Origin of the sequence: Nocardia sp. NPDC051900 (assembly GCF_044452545.1) — a bacterium.
GTDB lineage: Bacteria > Actinomycetota > Actinomycetes > Mycobacteriales > Mycobacteriaceae > Nocardia > Nocardia sichangensis.
This window is the reverse complement of sequence record NZ_JBITBU010000001.1, coordinates 535,828-554,787: the sequence shown is the minus strand read 5'-3', so window position 1 is coordinate 554,787 and position 18,960 is coordinate 535,828. Positions and strand designations below refer to the sequence as shown.

The window sequence follows — 18,960 nt, the reverse complement described above, 5'->3', positions numbered from 1 at the left end:
TTTGTCGAGAGGACGACGGAAATGAACCGAGCACCGAGCATCAACGGTCATTCGGCCGAGTCCGCGCGCGCTCGCGGCGGTTACGACGCGTACTTCGCACCGACGAACGAGCTGAGCGACGCGGCCGTCGCACCCGGCCCCGCCCCCGAGGCCCGGCAGGACGCCGACAACCCCACGCCCGCTGACCCCGTGATCGGCCCGCCACGTGAGCCACGGCCGCCCGCCGGGGAACCCGATCCACGCTCGACCCAGGCAATGGTGACGCCGCCGACTGGCGCGAGCACGCTGCCTCCGCAAATGAACGCGCAGGCAAGCACGCCGCCGCCCCAGACGAATGTCCCGCCCGCGCAGACGAGTACGCCACCACCTCAGTTCAATTCCGCTCCGCCGCAGGCGGGCACGCCTTCGCCGGATTACTCGGCGCCGCCCGCGGCAGCGCCGAGAGCAGCGCAACAGTATTCGGCACAGCAGCGGTCCGCCGAGCAGTACCGAGCCGAGCAGCAGACCGCCACGCAGTCTCAAGCGATCGCGCGCACCGACGCCGCATCCGCGAATGAGGAGTGGTCGTCCGGCTCGGCGACCCCCTGGGTCCCCGAGCGCGTCGACCGCACCGCTTATGAGCCGACGCCGCGGATCGAGGTGCTGCCCGCCGCGCTCAGTTCGATCGAACTGCTCGCCGACATCTCCGCCGCGAAACGCGCGCAGCTGCGCTCCTCCTCGGGAATGCGGGGCGCGCTCAACAAAGTCGGTTTCAACCTCGGGCTCTCGCCCGCCGAACAGCGTGCCGAGGACCGTAAAGCGCGAATCCGGACCCAGCTGACCACGACCTATCAGATCGCGGTGATCAGCGTGAAGGGCGGCGTCGGCCGCACCACCACCGCGGCGACGCTCGGGTCGACCTTCGCGGGCCTGCGCCCGGACCGGGTGGTCGCGATCGACGCGAACCCGGACTTCGGCGATCTCTCCACCCGTACCTGCAGGCACCCGTACGGCCTGACGCTGCGCGATCTGGCGCAGTCCCAGAACCTCGACGCGTTCTCCGCGGTGCAGTCGTTCACCTCGATCAATTCCTCCGATCTCGCGGTGATCGCGTCGCCATGGAGCACCGAGGCCACCGAGGCGTTGTCCGGCCGCGAGTACAGCACCGCCGTGGAAGTGCTGCGCAAGCACTTCAATCTGCTGGTGGTCGACTGCGGGACCGGCGTGCTGGATTCGGTCACGTCGACGGTGTTGCAGACCAGCGACGCCGTCGTGGTCGTCACTCCGGCCACCGTCGGCGGCGTGACCGGCGCGGTGGCCACCCTGAACTGGCTGAGTTCCCATGGCCTGCAACATTTGATCGCGAAGTCGATCGTCGGCATCGTGCACCATCAGCCGCTGAAGCCGACCGTCGACGTGGACGCGATCGAGAAACTGTTCGAGACCGCGCAGCGCCCAACCTGCGTGCTGCCCTACGACGCGCACTTGGCCGAGGGCGGCGAGATCGACCTGCGGCTGTTGGAGAAGGAGACCGTGCTCGCGTTCGAAGAGTTGGCCGCATGGCTGGCCGATGGATTCCCTGGATACCTCTCCAGCGGCGCCGACAACTCCGGTGACCGCGGAGGGTGGCGATGAGCGGGCGTAGCGAGCGAATCAGCGAGGCGGAGGCATGAGCACTGCCGTCGCGCCCGCGCCTGCCGGGACGCAGCCGTCGGCGGAGGTTGCACGGGCCCGGATCGCCGTGATGATCTCCACGTATCAGGTCGACGTCGTGGTGCCGACCAAGTTCACCATCGAGACCTTCATCGACGACCTGCTGGTCGTACTGGCTTCGGCGATCGATGACGAGAACGTCGATTTCACGCCGCCGCAAGGTCAGTGGAGCCTGGCCCGCCCGGGCGAGCCGCCGATTCCGCGCTGGCGCAGCCTTGCCGACCACGACATCGACGACGGCACGGTGTTGATGCTGTCGGTCGTCGAGTCGGCCGAGGTGTTCACGCCGGTGGTCGAGGACATCACCGACGCGCTCGCCCTGATCAACGAGCGCGAGTTCGCCGAATTCGACGCGAACACCGCCGCGATCGTCGGCCTGGCCGTGCTCGGCATCGGGGCCTCGGCGGTGGCCGCCATGCTCGCTTGGTCGTGGACCATGACCGGTTCGACCCTGTGGTGCGGCCTGCCCGCCCTGCTGCTCGGTGGGCTGTGCTGGGCGGGCGCCGCGCTGTCGCGCAGGCGTAACACTGCGGCGACGATCACCCTCGGCTTGACGCTGGCGGCGACGCCGCTGCTGTTCGCCGGAGGGGCGATGCTGGTGCCGCCCGCCTACGACCAGCCGGGGCCGTTCGCCGCGGCCAATCTGGCGGCCGGGGCCGTGGTCGCCGCGGTGGCCGCCGCCACCATGATGCGATTGAGCAGGATCGGCATCGCGACCCTGATGGCGGTCACGGTGCTCGGCATCGCGCTGACCATCGCGGCCCTGCCGTTGACCTACGTGGATCTGTCCGTCGGGCAGGTCGCCGGCGGCGTGGCGTTCGTCGGGATCGTGTTGCTGACCACGGCGCCACGCTTGGCCGTGGTCATCGCGCGCATCCGGCCGCCGGATCTGCCCGACCCGGGCAACGAGGTCTCCCCGACGACATTGACCGACATCTTCGACGCGGAGACGGTGCGCGAAGGGGACGAGCACACCGCGGTCGGCGAGCGGCAGCGCACTGCCGAGGAGGCCGGTATCGAGGGCCGAGCCCGGCTCGCGGTGACCAGCCTGCGTGGCCTGATCGCCGCGATCTCCACGGTGCTCGCGTCTTCCGCGGTGATCTCGGCCGCGGCCAGCCCCGGTGGGATCCGCGAGATCGTCATGGGCACCGCGATCGGCGGCCTGCTGGCGATGCGCGCTCGCTGGCACCCCGACCGCGTCCAGGCGATCGCGCTGATCGCAGGCTCCGTGGTCACCGTCTGCGGTGTCGGTTTCGTCGAGGTGGGCGCCTACGAGACCCCGGTCGCACGTCTCGTGGTCGGACTCGTGGTGGCGTTGGCGGCGTGCGCGGCGTGTATGGCCGCGCTCCGGCTGCCGGGCAAGCGGCTGTCCCCGGTCACCCGTCGTGTCATCGATCTGGTGGAGTACGCGCTGATCCTGGTGGTTCCGGTGCTCGCCTTCTGGATCATGGGCGTCTACACCGCTATGCGAGGGATCTGATGAAGGTCGGCAGTGCCGCGGTCGCGGTTCTCGCCGGGGTGATGCTGGCGATCACCGCCGCCCCCGCCGTCGCGCTGGAGCCGCCGCAGGTCGTGGTCGGCGCGCCGCCCGCGGACGACCCGCCGGGACCCGAAGAGCCGATGAAGCAGCAGAAGGGCTGCCTGGCCGCGGGCGCGCTGCCCGATAGCGACCTCAGCCGTACTCCGCCGGCGGAACTGGCGCTGGATCTGCGCCGCGCCAAGGCGCTCAGCCGGGGCGCAGGCGTGACCGTCGCCGTCATCGACACAGGTGTGCAGCCGCACCCGCGCCTGCCCAACCTGGTGGGCGGTGGCGACTATCTCGCCGCGGGTGGCGACGGGCTGTCCGACTGCGACGCACACGGCACGCTGGTCGCCGGAATCATCGGAGCCACCTCCGATCCCGCGGACGGATTCTCCGGTGTGGCGCCGGACGCGCGGATCATCTCCATCCGCACCCGTTCCGGCGCGTTCAGTCCCGAACACCCGAGTTCTGATCCGAGCCAGCGGACCGCCGTCGAGATCCGGACGCTGGCGCGGGCGATCACTCGCGCCGCCAACCAGGGCGCCGGTGTGATCACCGTGTCACTGCCGATCTGCCTGCCGGTGGACGCGCAGCCGGATCAGTCCATGGTGTCGGCGGCCATCGGCTATGCCGTCCACGTGCGCGGCGCGCTCATCGTGGCCGGCGCGGGCAACGCAGGCGGCGGCGCCGGTTGCACGCAGAACCCGGACGTCGACCCGACACGCCCCGCTGACGCGCGCAACTGGCGCGACGTGAAGACGATCTCCACACCAGGATGGTTCGGCGCCGACGTGCTCACGGTCGGTTTCACCACCGCGACCGGCGCGCCCATGCCGGATTCGCTCACCGGACCGTGGGTTTCGGTCGCCGCGCCGGGCACCGGCATCGAATCGCTCGGCCCCGGCGGCGGTGGCCTGATCAACGGCGTCGGCGAACCGGACAAGCTCGTGCCCGTCGGCGGCGCGTCGTTCGCCGCGGCGTACGTCAGCGGTGTGGCCGCCCTGTTGCGCTCGCGCTTCCCCAATGAGACCCCACGCGAGATCGCCTCCCGCCTGCAAGCCAGCGCGCACGCCCCGGCACGCGGAATCGACAACATGGTGGGCGCGGGCATGGTCGATCCGCTCGCCGCCCTGAGCTACCGCACACCGCCGCAGCAACCCGCGGGCCTGTTCCAGTCCTCGGAACTGCCGATGCCTCCTCCGCCGCGCGCGAAGGACCTGCGTCCCGCGATCACCGCGACCGTCGTCATCCTCGCCGCCGTACTGCTCGGCCTGGCCGGCAGCCACCTGAATTCCGCGATGCGGAGGCGCCGGTGAGTTTTCCGAGCGTACGGGTCGCCGGCGTCGAGCGGGGTCCGTTCGCCGCCTTCGTCGTCGTCGGCAGCCCGCTGCTGGTCGGGCTGTCGGCCAAGACGCCGTGGTGGGTGAGCGCGGTGGTGGTCACCGTCCTGGTCGTGACGGTGACCGTCCGGGTGAACGGGCGGACCGGTATGCGCTGGTTGCTGGACTGGGTGGCCTACCGCACCGGCCGGACCGCGCGGGCGCGCGAACGCACGCAGACCGCGCGCATTCGCGACGTGCAGGTCGCCGCGGGTGTGTGCGGCGTCAACCAGGCGGGTGACACGCTGATCGCGATGATCCAGCTCGCGCCGAACCTGGATCTGCCCACCGTCATCGCCGAGCGAACCCTCTACACCGAGGACACGATCCCGGTCGACCTGCTGCTTCCGATGTTGGATCACTTCGGTATCGCGGTCGACATCGACATCGTCACGACCGGTCAGCGGGTCCGCTCCAGCGGTAGCTACAGCATGCTCTACGACCAGCTGATCGGCTCGCACCCCGTGGTGGGAGACCGGCTGACCTGGTTGGTGGTCCGGCTCGATCAGGAACGCAATCTGGCGGCGCTGAGCAAGCGCGGGCCGTGCGCGGTGGTCGCTCCGCAAGCGCTGGCCAGCGCCACGCATCGGATCGCGGGCCGCCTGCGCGAGCGGGGTATCGCAGCGCACGCGCTGCCTGCCGCCGCCCTGCGGGACGCGACGCGCCTGCTGCACGCGGGAATCGAACTCTCCGACCTCCAGGAAACCTGGAGCAATCTACAGACGTCGGTGCCGGGCCGGTGTGTGACCAGCTTCCTGATCGACTGGTCCCGGTTGGGCGGGGTGGGTCTGGACGACTGCTGGACCTGGAACCGCGGCCGCACCACGCTGGTGGTGAGCCTGACCTCCGACACCGAGGGGCCACGCGCGCTGGTCCGGTTCATCGGTCCGGCTGTCACCACCGAACCGCCGGACTACCTGCGACTACTGGGTGGCGACCAGTCCACGGCCTTGCTGGCATCGTTGCCAACCGGCGACTCGATCCGAGCCCTGCGCGGCTTCGAGTCCGGCGCCGACATCGCGCCGGAGGACCTCGCCGCCGAGCTGGCCATCGCGATCGGCCCGAACGGTCAGATCCTCGGTGCGATCAGCGGCCAGCCACGTCACACCCTGGCGTTGCCGCTGTTCGACCCGGCCCGGTTCAACCCGCGCAGACGCACCATCGACGTCCATGCCAAGCTGCCCGTCGCCCAGCAGATCATCCTGCGGGCGATGGTGGTCGGCGCGGACGTGGAGATCCATTCGGCGCGGCCGGACAGCTGGCGTCAACTGGTTACCGCGGTCGGCGACCCGCGCTCGATGCGCTTGGCCGACCCGGGCGACGGGCACGGCGCAGCAAACGGGGAAGCGGAGACTCCGGCCACCATCGCGGTCTTCGACCATCTGCCGCCGCGTGCGTCCAACGCGCACACGACGGTCACCATCAGCGAGCCCGGCGGTCCGCGCAGGCGCGCTGTCGATCTCGCGATCAACCAGGTCAGCGCGACCGCGGTGGACGTGAGCATTCCGATGCGCACGGTGCGGGTCGACCTGATCGAGCCGAGAGGCGAAACACGATATTTCGATACTGTCGACGGCCCGCCCGCGCATCCCGCGGGGGCATCCGGACCCGTGGTTGCACCTCCGCAACCCGGTGGCCGTCGCGTGAGCTGATGGGAGCGGTCGGTTAATGTCTATCACCGTGGTAGCGGACACCCATTCCGATGGCGGCGAACTCCCTCATCAGGACGCCGGGGACGCGCTAACCCCGAGACAGGCGGCCGCGGCGATCTTCTCCAGCCGGTTGTCGGAGCTGATCGCGGAATCCGTAGTCTCGACCGAGGACGGATCGACGCGGTCGCTGACGCTCTACTCGCTGGCGCAGCACCTGGAACTGGCCTACCCGGACGTGCCGGTGTCGCAGTCCGGCCTGTACCGGCTGATCCACGGTGACGCGATCCCGCGCCTGGACTTGGTGATCGCGCTGGCTCGTGTCTTCGACGTGCCGCCGGAGTACTTCGTGACCGAGGAGAAGAAGCGCTGACCCGGCCGGTCGGCTGTTCTCTCCAGCGGGAATAGCGGCCGCCTCGGCGAGCGTCGCGGGCCGGATACGATCCGGACATGCCCGCCGAGGACCCGGGAGATGTGTTTCTCCGTCATCGAGGTGCGGTCCTCGACGCACTGCTCGCTGATCCTTCGTTCGGGCCCTCCACGACGTCGTCCACGGTCGGCGCGGATTTCGGCGGTAGCGCCGAGTCGGGTGACAGCGCGGCTATCAGCGTCCCGTCGCTCGGGTTGCCCGATCTCGACTCGCAGCCGATGGACGTCGCGCCGCGGCGCCGCACCGGTGACGGCCCCAAGGCCAGTGAGCGGATTCTCGCGCTGCTGAACGGGCAGGCGCAGGATTCCAGTCCGGCTATGGAGTTCGGGAACGACTTCTCCTCGGTCGCCGCGCGATCCACTGCGCAGGCCGAGGCGGAGCCGGAGCCGGAACGCCCGTCCACGGCCTCGGCCAACCGGCTCGCCCCCGCGCAGCAGGTCGCCAAGGACGCGCTCGTCCAGTTGCGCAAACCCAAAGTCGCGTTGATCGTGGCCGCGGTGCTCGCCGTGCTGCTGTTGCTGCTGTTGATCACCACCGGCGGCGGTGCGAAGAACACAGCGCAGGACCAGGTTCTGGTGGTCACGCCGCCGCCGACCTCCGCCGCGCCCTCGACCTCGCCCGCTCCGCCGTCGAGCTCGATCATTCAGCCGAAGTCCGCGGAGTCGAAGTGCCCGCCCGGCAGTACCCCGGGCATGGACGCGTTCGGTGGGCAGGCAGGCAAGGCGTGGTCGTGCGTGCGGGCCTACAAGGTCGACGGTCAGGTCATCACCATCGATCTGGGCAAGACCTACCAGATCGATTCGATCGGGATCGTGCCCGGCTGGGACCACATCAGCGCGGACGGCACCGATCAATGGGCGAAATACCGCACCGTCAGCCGGGTTTCATACATGTTCGACGACGGCACCAAGACCGTCTACACCCAGCCGACGCTCGACCAGCGGACCCTGGTGGTGACCAAGATGGCGCCCGCGGTGAGCGCCTCGAAGATCGTGCTGACCGTGCTCGAGTCCAAGGGCGATTCGACGATCAACACCACCGCGATCTCTTCCATCGTCATCACGGGGCACTGAGGTGTCCACACTGCCCGAACTCGTCTGCCAGTACTGCGGCCACCGCAACACCGGTGCCGATGCCCGCTGCACCCATTGCGGAGCGCCGCTGCGCTCGGCCGTGGACACGGTGAAGTCCGTCGCGGAGCACCTGCCCGGTCAGGTCGCCGAAGTCGCCGAGAAGGTCGGCGGTGAAGCGAAAAGGTTTGTGGACAAGGCATATCCGCGCTGGCAGTGGCAAGCGGTGGGGGTGCTCGCGCTGCTGATGGTCGTGGCCGTCGTCTGGGGTCTATGGTCCTGTTCGCCGTCCCTGCCGTCGATCGCGCAGGGGAGCGCGCAGGGGAGCGCGCCGGTCCGGGCCATCCCGGATCTGCTCCGCACGGCCGCGAGCTGTCAACCGCTGGATTCCGGTGGGCAGCGGGAGAAGTGTGTCGTCGCCGCCACCGACCCGATGCTGTTCGGCAATATCGCGGGCGGCCGGGATCTGACCTTCTACGCCGAACTGCTACCGCAGGATCGTTTGGCGGACAGCATCTCTCGATGGCGCGGCGCGGGCGGTACGGCCCTCGTGGACGGTCCTGTCTACGCGGCGATCGGCCCCTCGGCAACCGTCTGGTACGCGGATACCCGGACCGGTCTTCGGTTGGAGACGGGCAACTTCGCCGGTCGAACGGGCGCGCAGACCTTCCTGTCGCGTGCGGGACTGCTCCGCTGAGGTAGCAGCGCACGCCTACGCCGGGCACGGAAAGTACCTGATCCCGGACGCCGCAACCCATGTCGGCGAGAGAAAATTATTGTTACACTGTTGATTGTGCCGTTATCCAGCGGTACGTTATGTGAAGTACGAAACACGTACGAGCGCAGTTCTCGGGAAGGCAACGGATCGATGGTGGCAACCACCCAGCAGACGATTTCACCGAAGCGGTTCCGCGATGATCCGACCGACCTGGAAGCGGCGTACTTCCGGTGGATCCAGCCGGGGTCCTCGACCTCGGCGATCACGGATCGGGCCGAGCGGATCTTCCGTCAGCATCTGGAACTGGCGGCCACGCGCGCGCCCGGTTCGGCGACCACCCACGTCTACCGGCCGGACGACAGCGCCGGGGTCGGCGCCGCGATCCAGATCGTCAACGACGACATGCCGCTGCTGGTCGACTCGGTGACCGCCGCGCTGCGCCGCCTGGGCGCCACGGTCACCGAGGTCGTGCATCCGGTATTCGACGTGTCGCGCGACGCCGACGGCCGGGTGCTGTCCATCGCGCCCCGCGACGGCGTGGCCGAACCGGCGGGCGAGGCCGACGGGCGGACGCTGCGCGAGTCGTGGATCCACGTGCAGCTGGGCGCGGGCCTTTCCGACGAACTGGTGGACCGGATCGAGCAAGCCCTGCCGCCACTGCTGGCCGACCTGCGCCGCGTTGCCGACGACACGCCGACCATGGTCGAGGTGCTCAATACCGTTGCCGACCAGCTCGATCAGGCGGCGCAGTGGGCGGGCGACGCGGAGATCCCGCAGACCGCAGGCCTGTTGCGCTGGCTCTCGGATGGCCACTTCACCCCGCTCGGCTACGGCTACTACCACTTCCGCCGCTCCGCGCCGAGCGCGAACGCCGACTTCGAACCGTGGCAGCTGCCCGGCACCGGGCTCGGCATCCTCGGCAACGGCGCCACCGCGGACATCAGCGTGCCCGTCGTCGGCGCGAAGCGCACGGTCCTGCGGATGGCCAACGGCTCGGTGGACTCGCTGCTGCCCGGTTCCAGGGACCTGTACTTCATCAGCGTGGCCGACTACGGCTCCAGCGACCCGAGCGGCCGCGCGGCTTGGGGCGACACCGTCAAGATGGTCAAGGGCGAACATGTCTTCGTCGGCACCTTCACCGTCGCGGGTCTGCACGAGAACATCCTCGACATCCCCGTCATCTCCCGGCGCGTGCTGCAGGTCATCGAATGGGCGGGCTTCGGTCTCGACTCGTTCTCCGGGCAGGCCATGCTCGAGATGATGCAGTCGTTCCCGCGGGTGGAGCTGTTCTCCACCGACGCGCGCAGGCTGTTCGAAACCGTCTCCGCGGTCATGAATCTCGGTCTGCGGCGGCAGGTACGGTTGTTCATCCGGCGCGATTCGCGCAGCGACACCATCTACTGCCTGGTCTACATGCCGCGCGACCGCTACTCCACCGAGGTTCGCGTGCGCATGGGCGAGATCCTGCGCGAGCAGTTCGACGCCGAACAGATCGCGTACTCGGCGCGGGCCACCGAATCGGAGCTGGCCGTCGTCTACTTCACGGTGCACCGCAAGCCGGGCGCCGACGCCGCCGACATCTCCGAGGAGAATCGCGAGCGGATCCAGGAGCTGCTGCTGGCGACGACGTGGACCTGGGGTGACCGGCTGGTCGCCGAGGCCGCGGGCGCGTCCGACGTGTCGCAGGCGCTGGCCACCGACTACGCGGCGGCCTTCCCTACCGGCTACCAGCAGGAGCACGAGCCCGCGCACGCGCTCACCGATCTGCGCCGCCTCGAGCGGCTGTCCGACGGGGAGATCGATACCGACCTCTACCGCCAAGGCGACTCCGCCGCGCCGGAATGGCGTTTCACGCTCTACGTCGCTGGCGAAGGCGTCTCGTTGAGCCGGGTGCTGCCGGTGCTGCACAGCCTCGGCGTGGAGGTGGTCGACGAGCGGCCCTACCGCGTCGTGCTGTCGGACCGGCCGGACCGCTGGATCTACGACTTCGGGCTGCGGGTGAGCGCGGCGCCGCTGCGGGAAGCGCTCGCCGCCGAGCCGCCCGCGCAGCTGGCGCATTCCGTCGATGCCGCCTCGCTGCCGGAAACCAGTGCGCGGCGGCGTTTTCCGGACGCCGTGACCGCGATGTGGTTCGGTCGCGCCGAAGTCGACGGCCTCAACGAACTGGTCCTGCGCGCCGGCTTGCACTGGCGTGAGGTGGCCTTGCTGCGGGCCTACGCGAAGTACCTGCAGCAGGCCGGATTCGCCTACACCTTCGGCAACATCACCCGCGTGCTGCTGACCCATCCGGCGACGGCGCGGTCGTGCATCGACCTGTTCGCCGCGTACTTCGACCCGGACGGCGTCGGGACGGAGGCGGACGACCGCGCGGCGGAGATCGCCGCGCGGGTGCAGGCCGAGATCGACGCGGTGGTCAGTCTGGACACCGACCGCATCCTGCGCGCCCTCTTCGGCCTGATCGAGGCGACCCTGCGCACCAACTACTACCGGCGTGACGAGGCCGGAGCCGCGCTGGACTACCTGTCGGTCAAGCTGAATCCGCACGCGATCGCCGAATTGCCCAAGCCGAAGCCGCAGTTCGAGATCTTCGTGTACTCGCCGCGGGTGGAAGGCGTGCACCTGCGCTTCGGCTCGGTCGCGCGTGGCGGTTTGCGGTGGTCGGATCGTTTGGAGGACTTCCGCACCGAAATCTTGGGCCTGGTCAAGGCCCAGGCGGTGAAGAACGCGGTCATCGTGCCCGTCGGCGCGAAGGGTGGCTTCGTGGTCAAGCAACCACCCGCGGCCACCGGCGATCCCGCTGCCGACCGGCAGGCGTTCGGAGCGGAGGGTGTCGCCTGCTATCGCACGTTCATCTCGGGCCTGCTGGACATCACCGACAACGTGGACCGCGCGACGGGCGAAGTCCTTCCGCCTGCACAAGTGGTACGGCGTGACGGTGACGATACCTACCTGGTCGTGGCGGCCGACAAGGGCACCGCGACGTTCTCCGATATCGCCAACGACGTGGCCCAGAGCTACGGTTTCTGGCTCGGTGACGCGTTCGCTTCCGGTGGTTCGGCGGGTTATGACCACAAGGCGATGGGCATCACCGCCAAGGGTGCGTGGGAAAGCGTCAAGCGGCATTTCCGTGAGATGGAGATCGATACCCAGACCCAGGACTTCACGGTGGTCGGTGTCGGTGACATGAGTGGCGACGTGTTCGGCAACGGCATGTTGTTGTCCGAGCACATTCGTCTGGTGGCCGCGTTCGACCACCGCCACATCTTCCTCGACCCGATTCCCGACGCGGCGCGGTCGTACCGGGAGCGGCAGCGGATGTTCGCACTGCCGAGGTCGTCGTGGGCGGATTACGACACGTCACTGATCAGCCCCGGTGGCGGCGTCTACGACCGCTCCGCCAAGGCGATCCCGGTCACGCCCGAGGTGCGCGCGGCACTCGACCTGCCCGCGAGCGTGACCACCCTGTCGCCGCCGGAGATGATCAAGGCCATTCTCCTGGCTCCGGTCGACCTGCTCTGGAACGGCGGTATCGGCACCTACGTCAAGGCGAGCACCGAGACCAACGCCGAGGTGGGCGACAAGTCCAACGACGCGGTCCGGGTGAATGCCGACCAGCTCCGGGTCAAAGTGATCGGCGAGGGCGGCAACCTGGGCGCGACGGCGCTGGGCCGGATCGAGTTCTCGCGCAACGGCGGACGGATGAACACCGACGCGCTGGACAACTCGGCGGGCGTGGACTGCTCCGACCACGAGGTCAACATCAAGATCCTGCTCGACGCCGTGGTCTCCAGCGGTGAACTCGCCGTCGACGAGCGCAACCCGCTGCTGGCCTCCATGACCGACGAGGTCTCCGAGCTCGTGCTGCGCGACAACATCTCGCAGAACTTCCGGCTCGGGATGTCGCGGGCCGACGCGGCGGGCATGTCCGGGGTACACGGCAGGCTGATCAACGACCTGGAGCAGCGCCGCGGTCTGGACCGCGAACTCGAGGCGCTGCCGACCGAGGCGGAACTGGCCCGCCGCGCCGCCGACGGGATCGGGCTCAGCTCGCCCGAGCTGGCGAATCTGATGGCGCACGTCAAACTCTCGCTCAAGGCCGACCTGCTGGCCGGCGATCTGCTCGACAGCGCGGCGTTCGCGTCGGTGCTGCCCGCCTACTTCCCCGCGCCGCTGCGGGAGCGGTTCGCCACGGCGATCGGCAGGCACCCGCTGCGGCGCGAGATCGTGGCCACCGTCGTGATCAACGAGATGGTGGATTACGGCGGCATCACCTACGCCTTCCGGCTCGCGGAAGAGGCCGGGGCGACCACCGACGACGCGGTGCGCGCGTACAAGGCGGCGGTGGAGATCTTCGATCTGCACGCGCTGTGGGAGCGGATCAGGCAGACGCCGATGTCCACGGCGGCGCGCAACGAGCTGGAGGTGGAGACCAAGCGCACGCTGGATCGGGCCGCGCGCTGGTTGCTGTCCAACCGGCCGCAACCGATCGCGATCGGCGCGGACATCGCCAGGTACCGCGACGGCGTGCGCGCCCTCTCCGGCCAGGTGCCCGGGTGGCTGACCGGCTACCTCAGCGATGACCTCGCCGAGCGTTCGCGGCGGTCGATCACCCGCGGCGCGCCGCGGGAACTGGCCGAGGAAGCGTTCGGCTTGATCCACCGCTTCCCGCTGCTGGACGTGATCGACCTGGCCGACATCACCGATCGCGATCCCGCCGAGGTCGCGGTGCTGTACTACGCGCTCAACGAGCACTTCCAGATCGAACGGCTGGTGACCGCGGTGGGCGAGCTGGAGCGCGGCGGGCGCTGGCGGGCGCTGGCCCGGCTGGCGGTCCGCGAGGATCTCTACGATTCGCTGCGGTCGCTGACCCGGGACGTACTGACCGCGACCGAACCGCAGGACAGCACCGCGGAGAAGATCGCGTACTGGGAATCGACCAACCGGTCTCGGCTGTCCCGTGCCGGCGCGGCGCTGGCGCAGATCTTCGCGTCCGAGACGCACGATCTCGCGGCGCTCTCGGTGGCGGCGCGGCAGGTGCGCGGCATGGTCAGCGGCGGTGAGTCGACCGTCGCGCCGACGGTCGCGGGCTGATCTTCCACCCGATGCCCGGAGGCAGGCGCTCGGCGTCAGCCTCCGGGCATCGGCGTTCCGCAGTTGCCGCAGAACTTGGCGCCGGGCGTCGCTTCCGAACCGCAGTTCGGGCAGTGCCGCGGTTGCGGGGCGAGACGCGCCCCGCAGTTCATGCAGAACTTCGCGCCCGGGGGATTCGCGGACTGGCAAGCGGCGCACGACGTCTGGACCGTCTCGGGCGCGGCGGCGGGCAATTGCGGCGCGGGGGAGGGGTTGCCGACGTGATGGCCGATCGCGTTCAAACTCAGCGCCGCGCCGAGGAATCCGCCTTCGACGCCGTGGTGGTGCCCGCGCGCGAAGCCTTGGCTCGCGCCGAGTGCGAGCTCGCCCGCGGCATAGCGCTGGAAATCGCCGGTGAGGTTGATGTACTTGACGTCTTTGGCCAGCCGCTTCAGCCGGTCGGCGTCCTCCGGCGCGAGGCTGATGTCGAAGTTACCCATCCGCGGGATGCGCAGCCCGTATTCGTAGAGCGCGGTGTTGGTCTGGCGCAACACGGCCTGCTCGATGGGTTGCAGCTGTGCCGAGAGGCCCAGCACCGGCCAGTCGCCGCCTGCGACCCCTCTGGTCACCGCCATCTTCATGGATTTGAGCAGCAGGTCGGCGCACCAGTTCTGCACTCGTTCCTGGTCGGTGAGATCGGCCGTGCCCGCGAGCGCGGTGAGCAGTTCGGCCGGATCGCGGACGCTCAGTGCGAATTCGCCGAAGACGCGCAGCGTCACCACCTGCTCGCTGACCGGGTCGAGGATGTCGTCCAGTCGGCCGCCGAAGCGAATCCCCGGAAACTCGCGCGTGGAGACGAAATACAGTTCGGCGCGATAGTAATTGCCGCCGGTGAGGGTGTCGACGAGCGCGCCGAGCACCGGTAGCTCGTCGGCGTCGATGCGGTGGCGTCCCGGGCCCATCGCGCCGACCACGCGCCCGGACTTCAGGAAGAGGGCGATCTGGTCGGCGTTGACCATCGCGCGGCTGTACCGGCGGATGTTGACGTCCGGCCACTTGTAGACCAGTTGGTTCTTGCGGTCCTCGGGGACCGCGATGAATTCCCGCTCGAACCAGGCCATCTGCGCTCCCTCATCCGATTTGTCTCATCTAGCGTACCGATACGCGGTGGCACGATCAACGAATGTCACGGCGATCGTCGCTGCTCGGACGCCCTTTTTTCAAAGTCTTTGATGTCCAGCGTGTTACAAGTCGCGACTCGCTATTGAACGTGCCGCTACATAACGGTACATTGAGCAAAGTTATGATCGCCGTCACGTGAAAGGCCACCGCCATGACCACAGTTCGACCACCCGCGGATGCGCCCGCGCAGGCTGCCGCGCTCGAAGACGAGGACTCGGGCTATCACAAGTCGCTGCGCCCGCGTCAGCTGCAGATGATCGCGATCGGTGGGGCGATCGGCACCGGCCTGTTCCTCGGCGCGGGTGGCCGGCTGGCCAGCGCGGGCCCCGGCCTGTTCCTGGTGTACGCCATCTGTGGCGTGTTCGTGTTCTTCATCCTGCGGGCGCTCGGTGAGCTGGTGCTGCATCGCCCCTCCTCGGGATCGTTCGTCTCCTACGCCCGCGAGTTCTACGGCGAGAAACTGGCGTTCGCGGTCGGGTGGATGTACTTCTTCCACTGGTGCATGACCGGGATCGTAGACATCACCGCGATCGCGACGTATGTCCATTACTGGGGAGCGTTCGAGGCGATACCGCAGTGGACGATCGCCCTGGTCTCGCTCGCGATCGTGGTCAGCATCAATCTCGTCTCGGTGAAGTGGTTCGGCGAGCTCGAGTTCTGGGCCGCGCTGATCAAGGTGGTCGCGCTGGTGACCTTCCTGATCGTCGGCACGGTGTTCCTCGCGGGTCGCTTCAAGATCGACGGCCAGACCACCGGTCCGAGCGTGATCGCCGACCACGGCGGGCTGTTCCCGACCGGGCTCCTCCCGCTGGTCCTGGTCACCACCGGTGTCGTATTCGCCTACGCCGCAGTGGAACTGGTCGGCACCGCGGCCGGTGAGGCGGAGAACCCGGAGAAGATCATGCCGCGCGCGATCAACTCGGTGATCGCCCGGATCGCGCTGTTCTACGTGGGTTCGCTGGTCCTGCTCGCGCTGCTGCTGCCCTACACCGCGTTCAAGAACGGCGAGAGCCCCTTCGTCACCTTCTTCTCGCGGCTCGGCGTGGAGGGCGCGGGCTCCGTGATGAACCTGGTCGTGCTGACCGCGGCGTTCTCCAGCCTGAACGCCGGTCTCTACTCGACCGGCCGCATCCTGCGCTCGATGTCGATGAACGGCAGCGCGCCCACCATCGCGGCGCGGATGTCCAGCGGCGGCGTGCCCTACGTCGGCATCCTCGCCACCGGCGCGGTCGCGCTCATCGGCGTCGGCCTGAACGCGGTGGTGCCGGATCAGGCCTTCGAGATCGTGCTGAACATGTCGGCGCTGGGCACCATCTTCGCGTGGACCGCCATCGTGGTCTGCCAGCTGCAGCTGTGGCGCTGGTCGCGCACCGGCCGCGCGCAGCGTCCGTCGTTCCGGCTGATCGGCGCGCCGTACACGAGCTTCGCGACGCTGGTGTTCCTCGCCGTCGTGGTCGGGCTGATGGCCTTCAGCGACGACCACGTGCAGCGCGGTGCGGTGATCGCGATGGTCGTCATCATGGCCCCCGCGCTGGTGGGCGGCTGGTTCCTCGCCCGAAAGCGGGTGCTGCAGATCGCGGAGATCCGCCAGGGCATCACCGGTCAGTTCCCGGTCCTGGCCGAGCGCCCGCGCCGCGAATCGGGCGATCCGGTGGTGATCCTCGACAAGCCCGACGAAGAGTAAGGCAGTATCCGCCCCGGGCCGTTCGTCCGGGGCGGATCTATTCCCAATGTCGGGAACAAAACCAGCGCGCATCGACAGGCGACGGACCAGAATGAAACCGCGATCACACGGCGGGTCTGAGAGGTTCGTATGCCGGAGCACCCCAGCGCATCCGACCGTCCACTTGCGCACCCTTGGGCGAATCGGCGCATGCGCGGTACCGACGTGCCCCGGCGAACTGCTCACCCCTGGGCAACTCGGCACCTGCTCAAGACCGAAGTGCCTCCTCTACCACCCAATCCGTGGTCGACTCCACGGTATGTCGAGAAACCACGTGCCGTGGCAGTCGACTCGGTTCCGAGCGCCGTCGAACCGGCCGACCGGGACGGCGACGAGCACACCATCGGGACCGCCGAGTTGTTGCTCGGCGCACTCGAGTCCGACCCCGGTTCCGGGCGCAGCGCGCGCTCGCGGCCGAGCGGGCGCAGACTGGGCGGCGGCCTGGTGTCCATGCCCAAGGTGAGCCCGCTCGACCCGCGCACCGCGGTGATGCAGAACCCGGAAGTACCCGAGCACAAACGGTTTTGCTGGAAATGTCAGCAGCCGGTCGGCCGTACCACCGAAGCGCGGCCCGGCGCCGTCGAGGGCGAATGCGGAAGATGCGCTTCGCCGTTCAACTTCCGGCCCCTGCTCCAGCCGGGGGAGATGGTCGCCGACCAGTACGAGGTGCAGGGCTGCCTGGCCCACGGCGGGCTCGGATGGATCTATCTGGCGATCGATCGCAATGTGAGCGACCGCTGGGTGGTGTTGAAAGGGTTGCAGAACCCGCTCGACTTCGAGGCGCACGTGGTGGCCCTCGCCGAACGCCAATTCCTTTCCGAGGTGGCCTATCCCGGCATCGTCAAGATCCACAACTTCGTCAAGCATCGTTCCGGGCGCGACGTGGCCGACGGCTACATCGTCATGGAGTACGTCGGCGGACGCTCGCTGAAGAAGATGCTGGATCTGCGTGCGCCGGAACGTATTCCGGCGTCCGAGGCGATCGCCTTCATGATGGAGATCCTGCCCGCGCTGGACTATCTGCACTCGTTCGGCCTGGCCTACAACGATCTCAAGCCCGACAACATCATGGTCAGCGAGGACGAGGTCAAGCTGATCGACCTCGGCGCGGTGGCCGCGATGGAGTCCTACGGCAGCATCTACGGCACCCCGGGCTATCAGGCGCCCGAGATCACCGAGACCGGCCCGACGGTCGCCTCGGACATCTACACCGTGGGGCGGACGCTGGCCGCGCTGGTGCTGGACATGCCCAAGAACGCCGACGGACACCAACTGCCCGGCGTCCCTTCGCCGGACGATCAGCCACTGCTGCGGGAATATCCGGCGTTGCGCAGGCTGCTGTGCCGGGCGACCGATCCGGATCCGCGGCGCCGCTTCCCGACCGCCTACGCGATGTACGGCCAGCTCGCCGGCGTGCTGCGGATGGTGCTGGCCTACGACACCGGCAAGGAACATCCGCAGGCGTCGCTGGAATTCGGCGCGATGCGGGGCGATTTCGGGATCGAGACGTTGATCGGCCAGACCGACGGCATGACCGACGGGCGGCATCGCCTGCCCGCGCTGGACGCGCCGAGCGTCGTCGCCGCCCTGCCGGTGCCGCTGATCGACAGCGAGGATCCCAGCGCCGATCTGCTGTCCACGCTGCTGCACGGCGATCCGAGGCACGCCCTGGACGCGTTGCGCCGCACCGCCGACCGGATCGTCTCCGGGACCATCCCGGAGCCGGAGACGTTCGAACTGGAGGGCACGCTCACCGCGGTGCGCGCGCACCTCGACCTGGGCGAGGTGGTGCCCGCCTGCGACCGGCTCGCCGATCTGCGGCCCGACTACGGCACCGACTGGCGCATCGAGTGGTACTCGGCCGTCGCCGCCCTGCTGGACGGGCAGTACGAGCGCGCCTACGAGTACTTCGACCTGGTGCACGGCATGCTGCCCGGTGAGATCGCCCCCGCGCTGGCGCTGGCGGCCACCGCCGAGCTCACCCTCCAGCATCTCGGGGATGCCGCGGGCGACCACTGGCATCGGCTCGCCGAGGAGTACTACCGCACGGTCTGGCGGACCAATCACGGCGTGGTGAGCGCGGCGTTCGGCCTGGCCCGCAGGCTCGCCGCCGACGGCGGCCTGCTGGAAGCCGTCGAGGTGCTCGATCAGGTGCCGGAGGCGTCGCGGTATCAGAACGTGGCGCGCATGACCGGGTGTCTGCTGCTGGTCTCGCAACCGATCCCGGAGACCACCGAGGCCGACCTGCTGGAGGCGGCCGCGCGGCTGGACGCCGCGCCGGACGAACCGCGGGCGCTGCAACTGCAGGTGATCGTGGTGGGCGCGGCGCTGGAGTGGGTGCGCGCGGGCGGTCAGGCCGCCACTGCGGAGGCCACCCTGCTCGGTTTCCCGTTCACCCCGCTGGGTCTGCAACGCGGGCTCGAGTCGAGCCTCCGGGCGCTGGCCCGGATCGCCCCGCACCGGCTGCACCGTTACCGCCTGGTCGACCTGGCCAACTACGTGCGGCCGAAGTCGAGGTGGTGAGC

At 69.0% G+C, this 18,960-nt stretch carries 11 protein-coding genes; 10 read left to right on the top strand and 1 reads right to left on the bottom strand.

The window, feature by feature from the left end:
- Nucleotides 1-21: 21 nt before the first annotated feature.
- The 8 genes from ACIA5H_RS02545 (at nt 22) to ACIA5H_RS02510 (ending at nt 13,551) form a co-directional block, all read left to right on the top strand.
- Nucleotides 22-1,614: an AAA family ATPase gene (locus tag ACIA5H_RS02545; protein WP_397073347.1), complete on the top strand. Its 1,593-nt coding sequence runs from the start codon at nt 22-24 to the stop codon at nt 1,612-1,614.
- Between the two features lie 34 nt (nt 1,615-1,648).
- A complete protein-coding gene (gene eccD, locus ACIA5H_RS02540) occupies nt 1,649-3,172 on the top strand; it encodes a type VII secretion integral membrane protein EccD (protein WP_379254585.1) in 1,524 nt (507 codons plus the stop codon).
- Nucleotides 3,172-4,530 carry a type VII secretion-associated serine protease mycosin gene (gene mycP / locus ACIA5H_RS02535; RefSeq protein WP_397073344.1) on the top strand — a complete coding sequence of 453 codons (1,359 nt, stop codon included), beginning with the start codon at nt 3,172-3,174 and terminating at the stop codon, nt 4,528-4,530. Before eccD ends, mycP begins: the two co-directional genes overlap by 1 nt.
- Entirely contained in the window at nt 4,527-6,245 is a 1,719-nt protein-coding gene (gene eccE / locus ACIA5H_RS02530; protein ID WP_397073342.1) for a type VII secretion protein EccE, read from the top strand. Before mycP ends, eccE begins: the two co-directional genes overlap by 4 nt.
- 16 nt (nt 6,246-6,261) lie before the next feature.
- On the top strand, nt 6,262-6,615 hold the full coding sequence (locus ACIA5H_RS02525; RefSeq protein WP_039804933.1) for a helix-turn-helix domain-containing protein: 354 nt from the start codon (nt 6,262-6,264) through the stop codon (nt 6,613-6,615).
- A gap of 77 nt (nt 6,616-6,692) precedes the next feature.
- On the top strand, nt 6,693-7,745 hold the full coding sequence (locus ACIA5H_RS02520; RefSeq protein ID WP_379254589.1) for a hypothetical protein: 1,053 nt from the start codon (nt 6,693-6,695) through the stop codon (nt 7,743-7,745).
- A 1-nt stretch (nt 7,746) separates the two neighbouring features.
- Nucleotides 7,747-8,439 (top strand): hypothetical protein, encoded by a 693-nt coding sequence (locus ACIA5H_RS02515; protein WP_379254590.1) that lies wholly within the window; start codon nt 7,747-7,749, stop codon nt 8,437-8,439.
- Nucleotides 8,440-8,610: 171 nt separating this feature from the next.
- Nucleotides 8,611-13,551, top strand: a complete 4,941-nt coding sequence (locus ACIA5H_RS02510) for an NAD-glutamate dehydrogenase (RefSeq protein WP_397073338.1) — start codon at nt 8,611-8,613, stop codon at nt 13,549-13,551.
- Nucleotides 13,552-13,586: 35 nt separating this feature from the next.
- Here ACIA5H_RS02510 and ACIA5H_RS02505 read toward each other — a convergent pair whose 3' ends face one another.
- Entirely contained in the window at nt 13,587-14,651 is a 1,065-nt protein-coding gene (locus tag ACIA5H_RS02505) for an SPFH domain-containing protein (protein ID WP_397073336.1), read from the bottom strand.
- A gap of 212 nt (nt 14,652-14,863) precedes the next feature.
- On the opposite strand from ACIA5H_RS02505, the gene ACIA5H_RS02500 reads away from it, so the two are divergent.
- Nucleotides 14,864-16,396, top strand: a complete 1,533-nt coding sequence (locus ACIA5H_RS02500) for an amino acid permease (protein ID WP_355072213.1) — start codon at nt 14,864-14,866, stop codon at nt 16,394-16,396.
- A gap of 258 nt (nt 16,397-16,654) precedes the next feature.
- Nucleotides 16,655-18,958 (top strand): tetratricopeptide repeat protein, encoded by a 2,304-nt coding sequence (locus ACIA5H_RS02495; protein WP_379254592.1) that lies wholly within the window; start codon nt 16,655-16,657, stop codon nt 18,956-18,958.
- Nucleotides 18,959-18,960 lie beyond the last annotated feature (2 nt).

What these genes read in the sequence shown, in the direction of transcription:
- mycP (WP_397073344.1), top strand. Translation starts at nt 3,172, where the DNA reads ATGAAGGTCGGCAGTGCCGCGGTCGCGGTTCTCGCCGGGGTGATGCTG.
- ACIA5H_RS02545 (WP_397073347.1), top strand. Translation starts at nt 22, where the DNA reads ATGAACCGAGCACCGAGCATCAACGGTCATTCGGCCGAGTCCGCGCGC.
- ACIA5H_RS02520 (WP_379254589.1), top strand. Translation starts at nt 6,693, where the DNA reads ATGCCCGCCGAGGACCCGGGAGATGTGTTTCTCCGTCATCGAGGTGCG.
- ACIA5H_RS02505 (WP_397073336.1), bottom strand. Translation starts at nt 14,651, where the DNA reads ATGGCCTGGTTCGAGCGGGAATTCATCGCGGTCCCCGAGGACCGCAAG.
- ACIA5H_RS02510 (WP_397073338.1), top strand. Translation starts at nt 8,611, where the DNA reads ATGGTGGCAACCACCCAGCAGACGATTTCACCGAAGCGGTTCCGCGAT.
- ACIA5H_RS02500 (WP_355072213.1), top strand. Translation starts at nt 14,864, where the DNA reads ATGACCACAGTTCGACCACCCGCGGATGCGCCCGCGCAGGCTGCCGCG.
- eccD (WP_379254585.1), top strand. Translation starts at nt 1,649, where the DNA reads ATGAGCACTGCCGTCGCGCCCGCGCCTGCCGGGACGCAGCCGTCGGCG.
- ACIA5H_RS02525 (WP_039804933.1), top strand. Translation starts at nt 6,262, where the DNA reads ATGTCTATCACCGTGGTAGCGGACACCCATTCCGATGGCGGCGAACTC.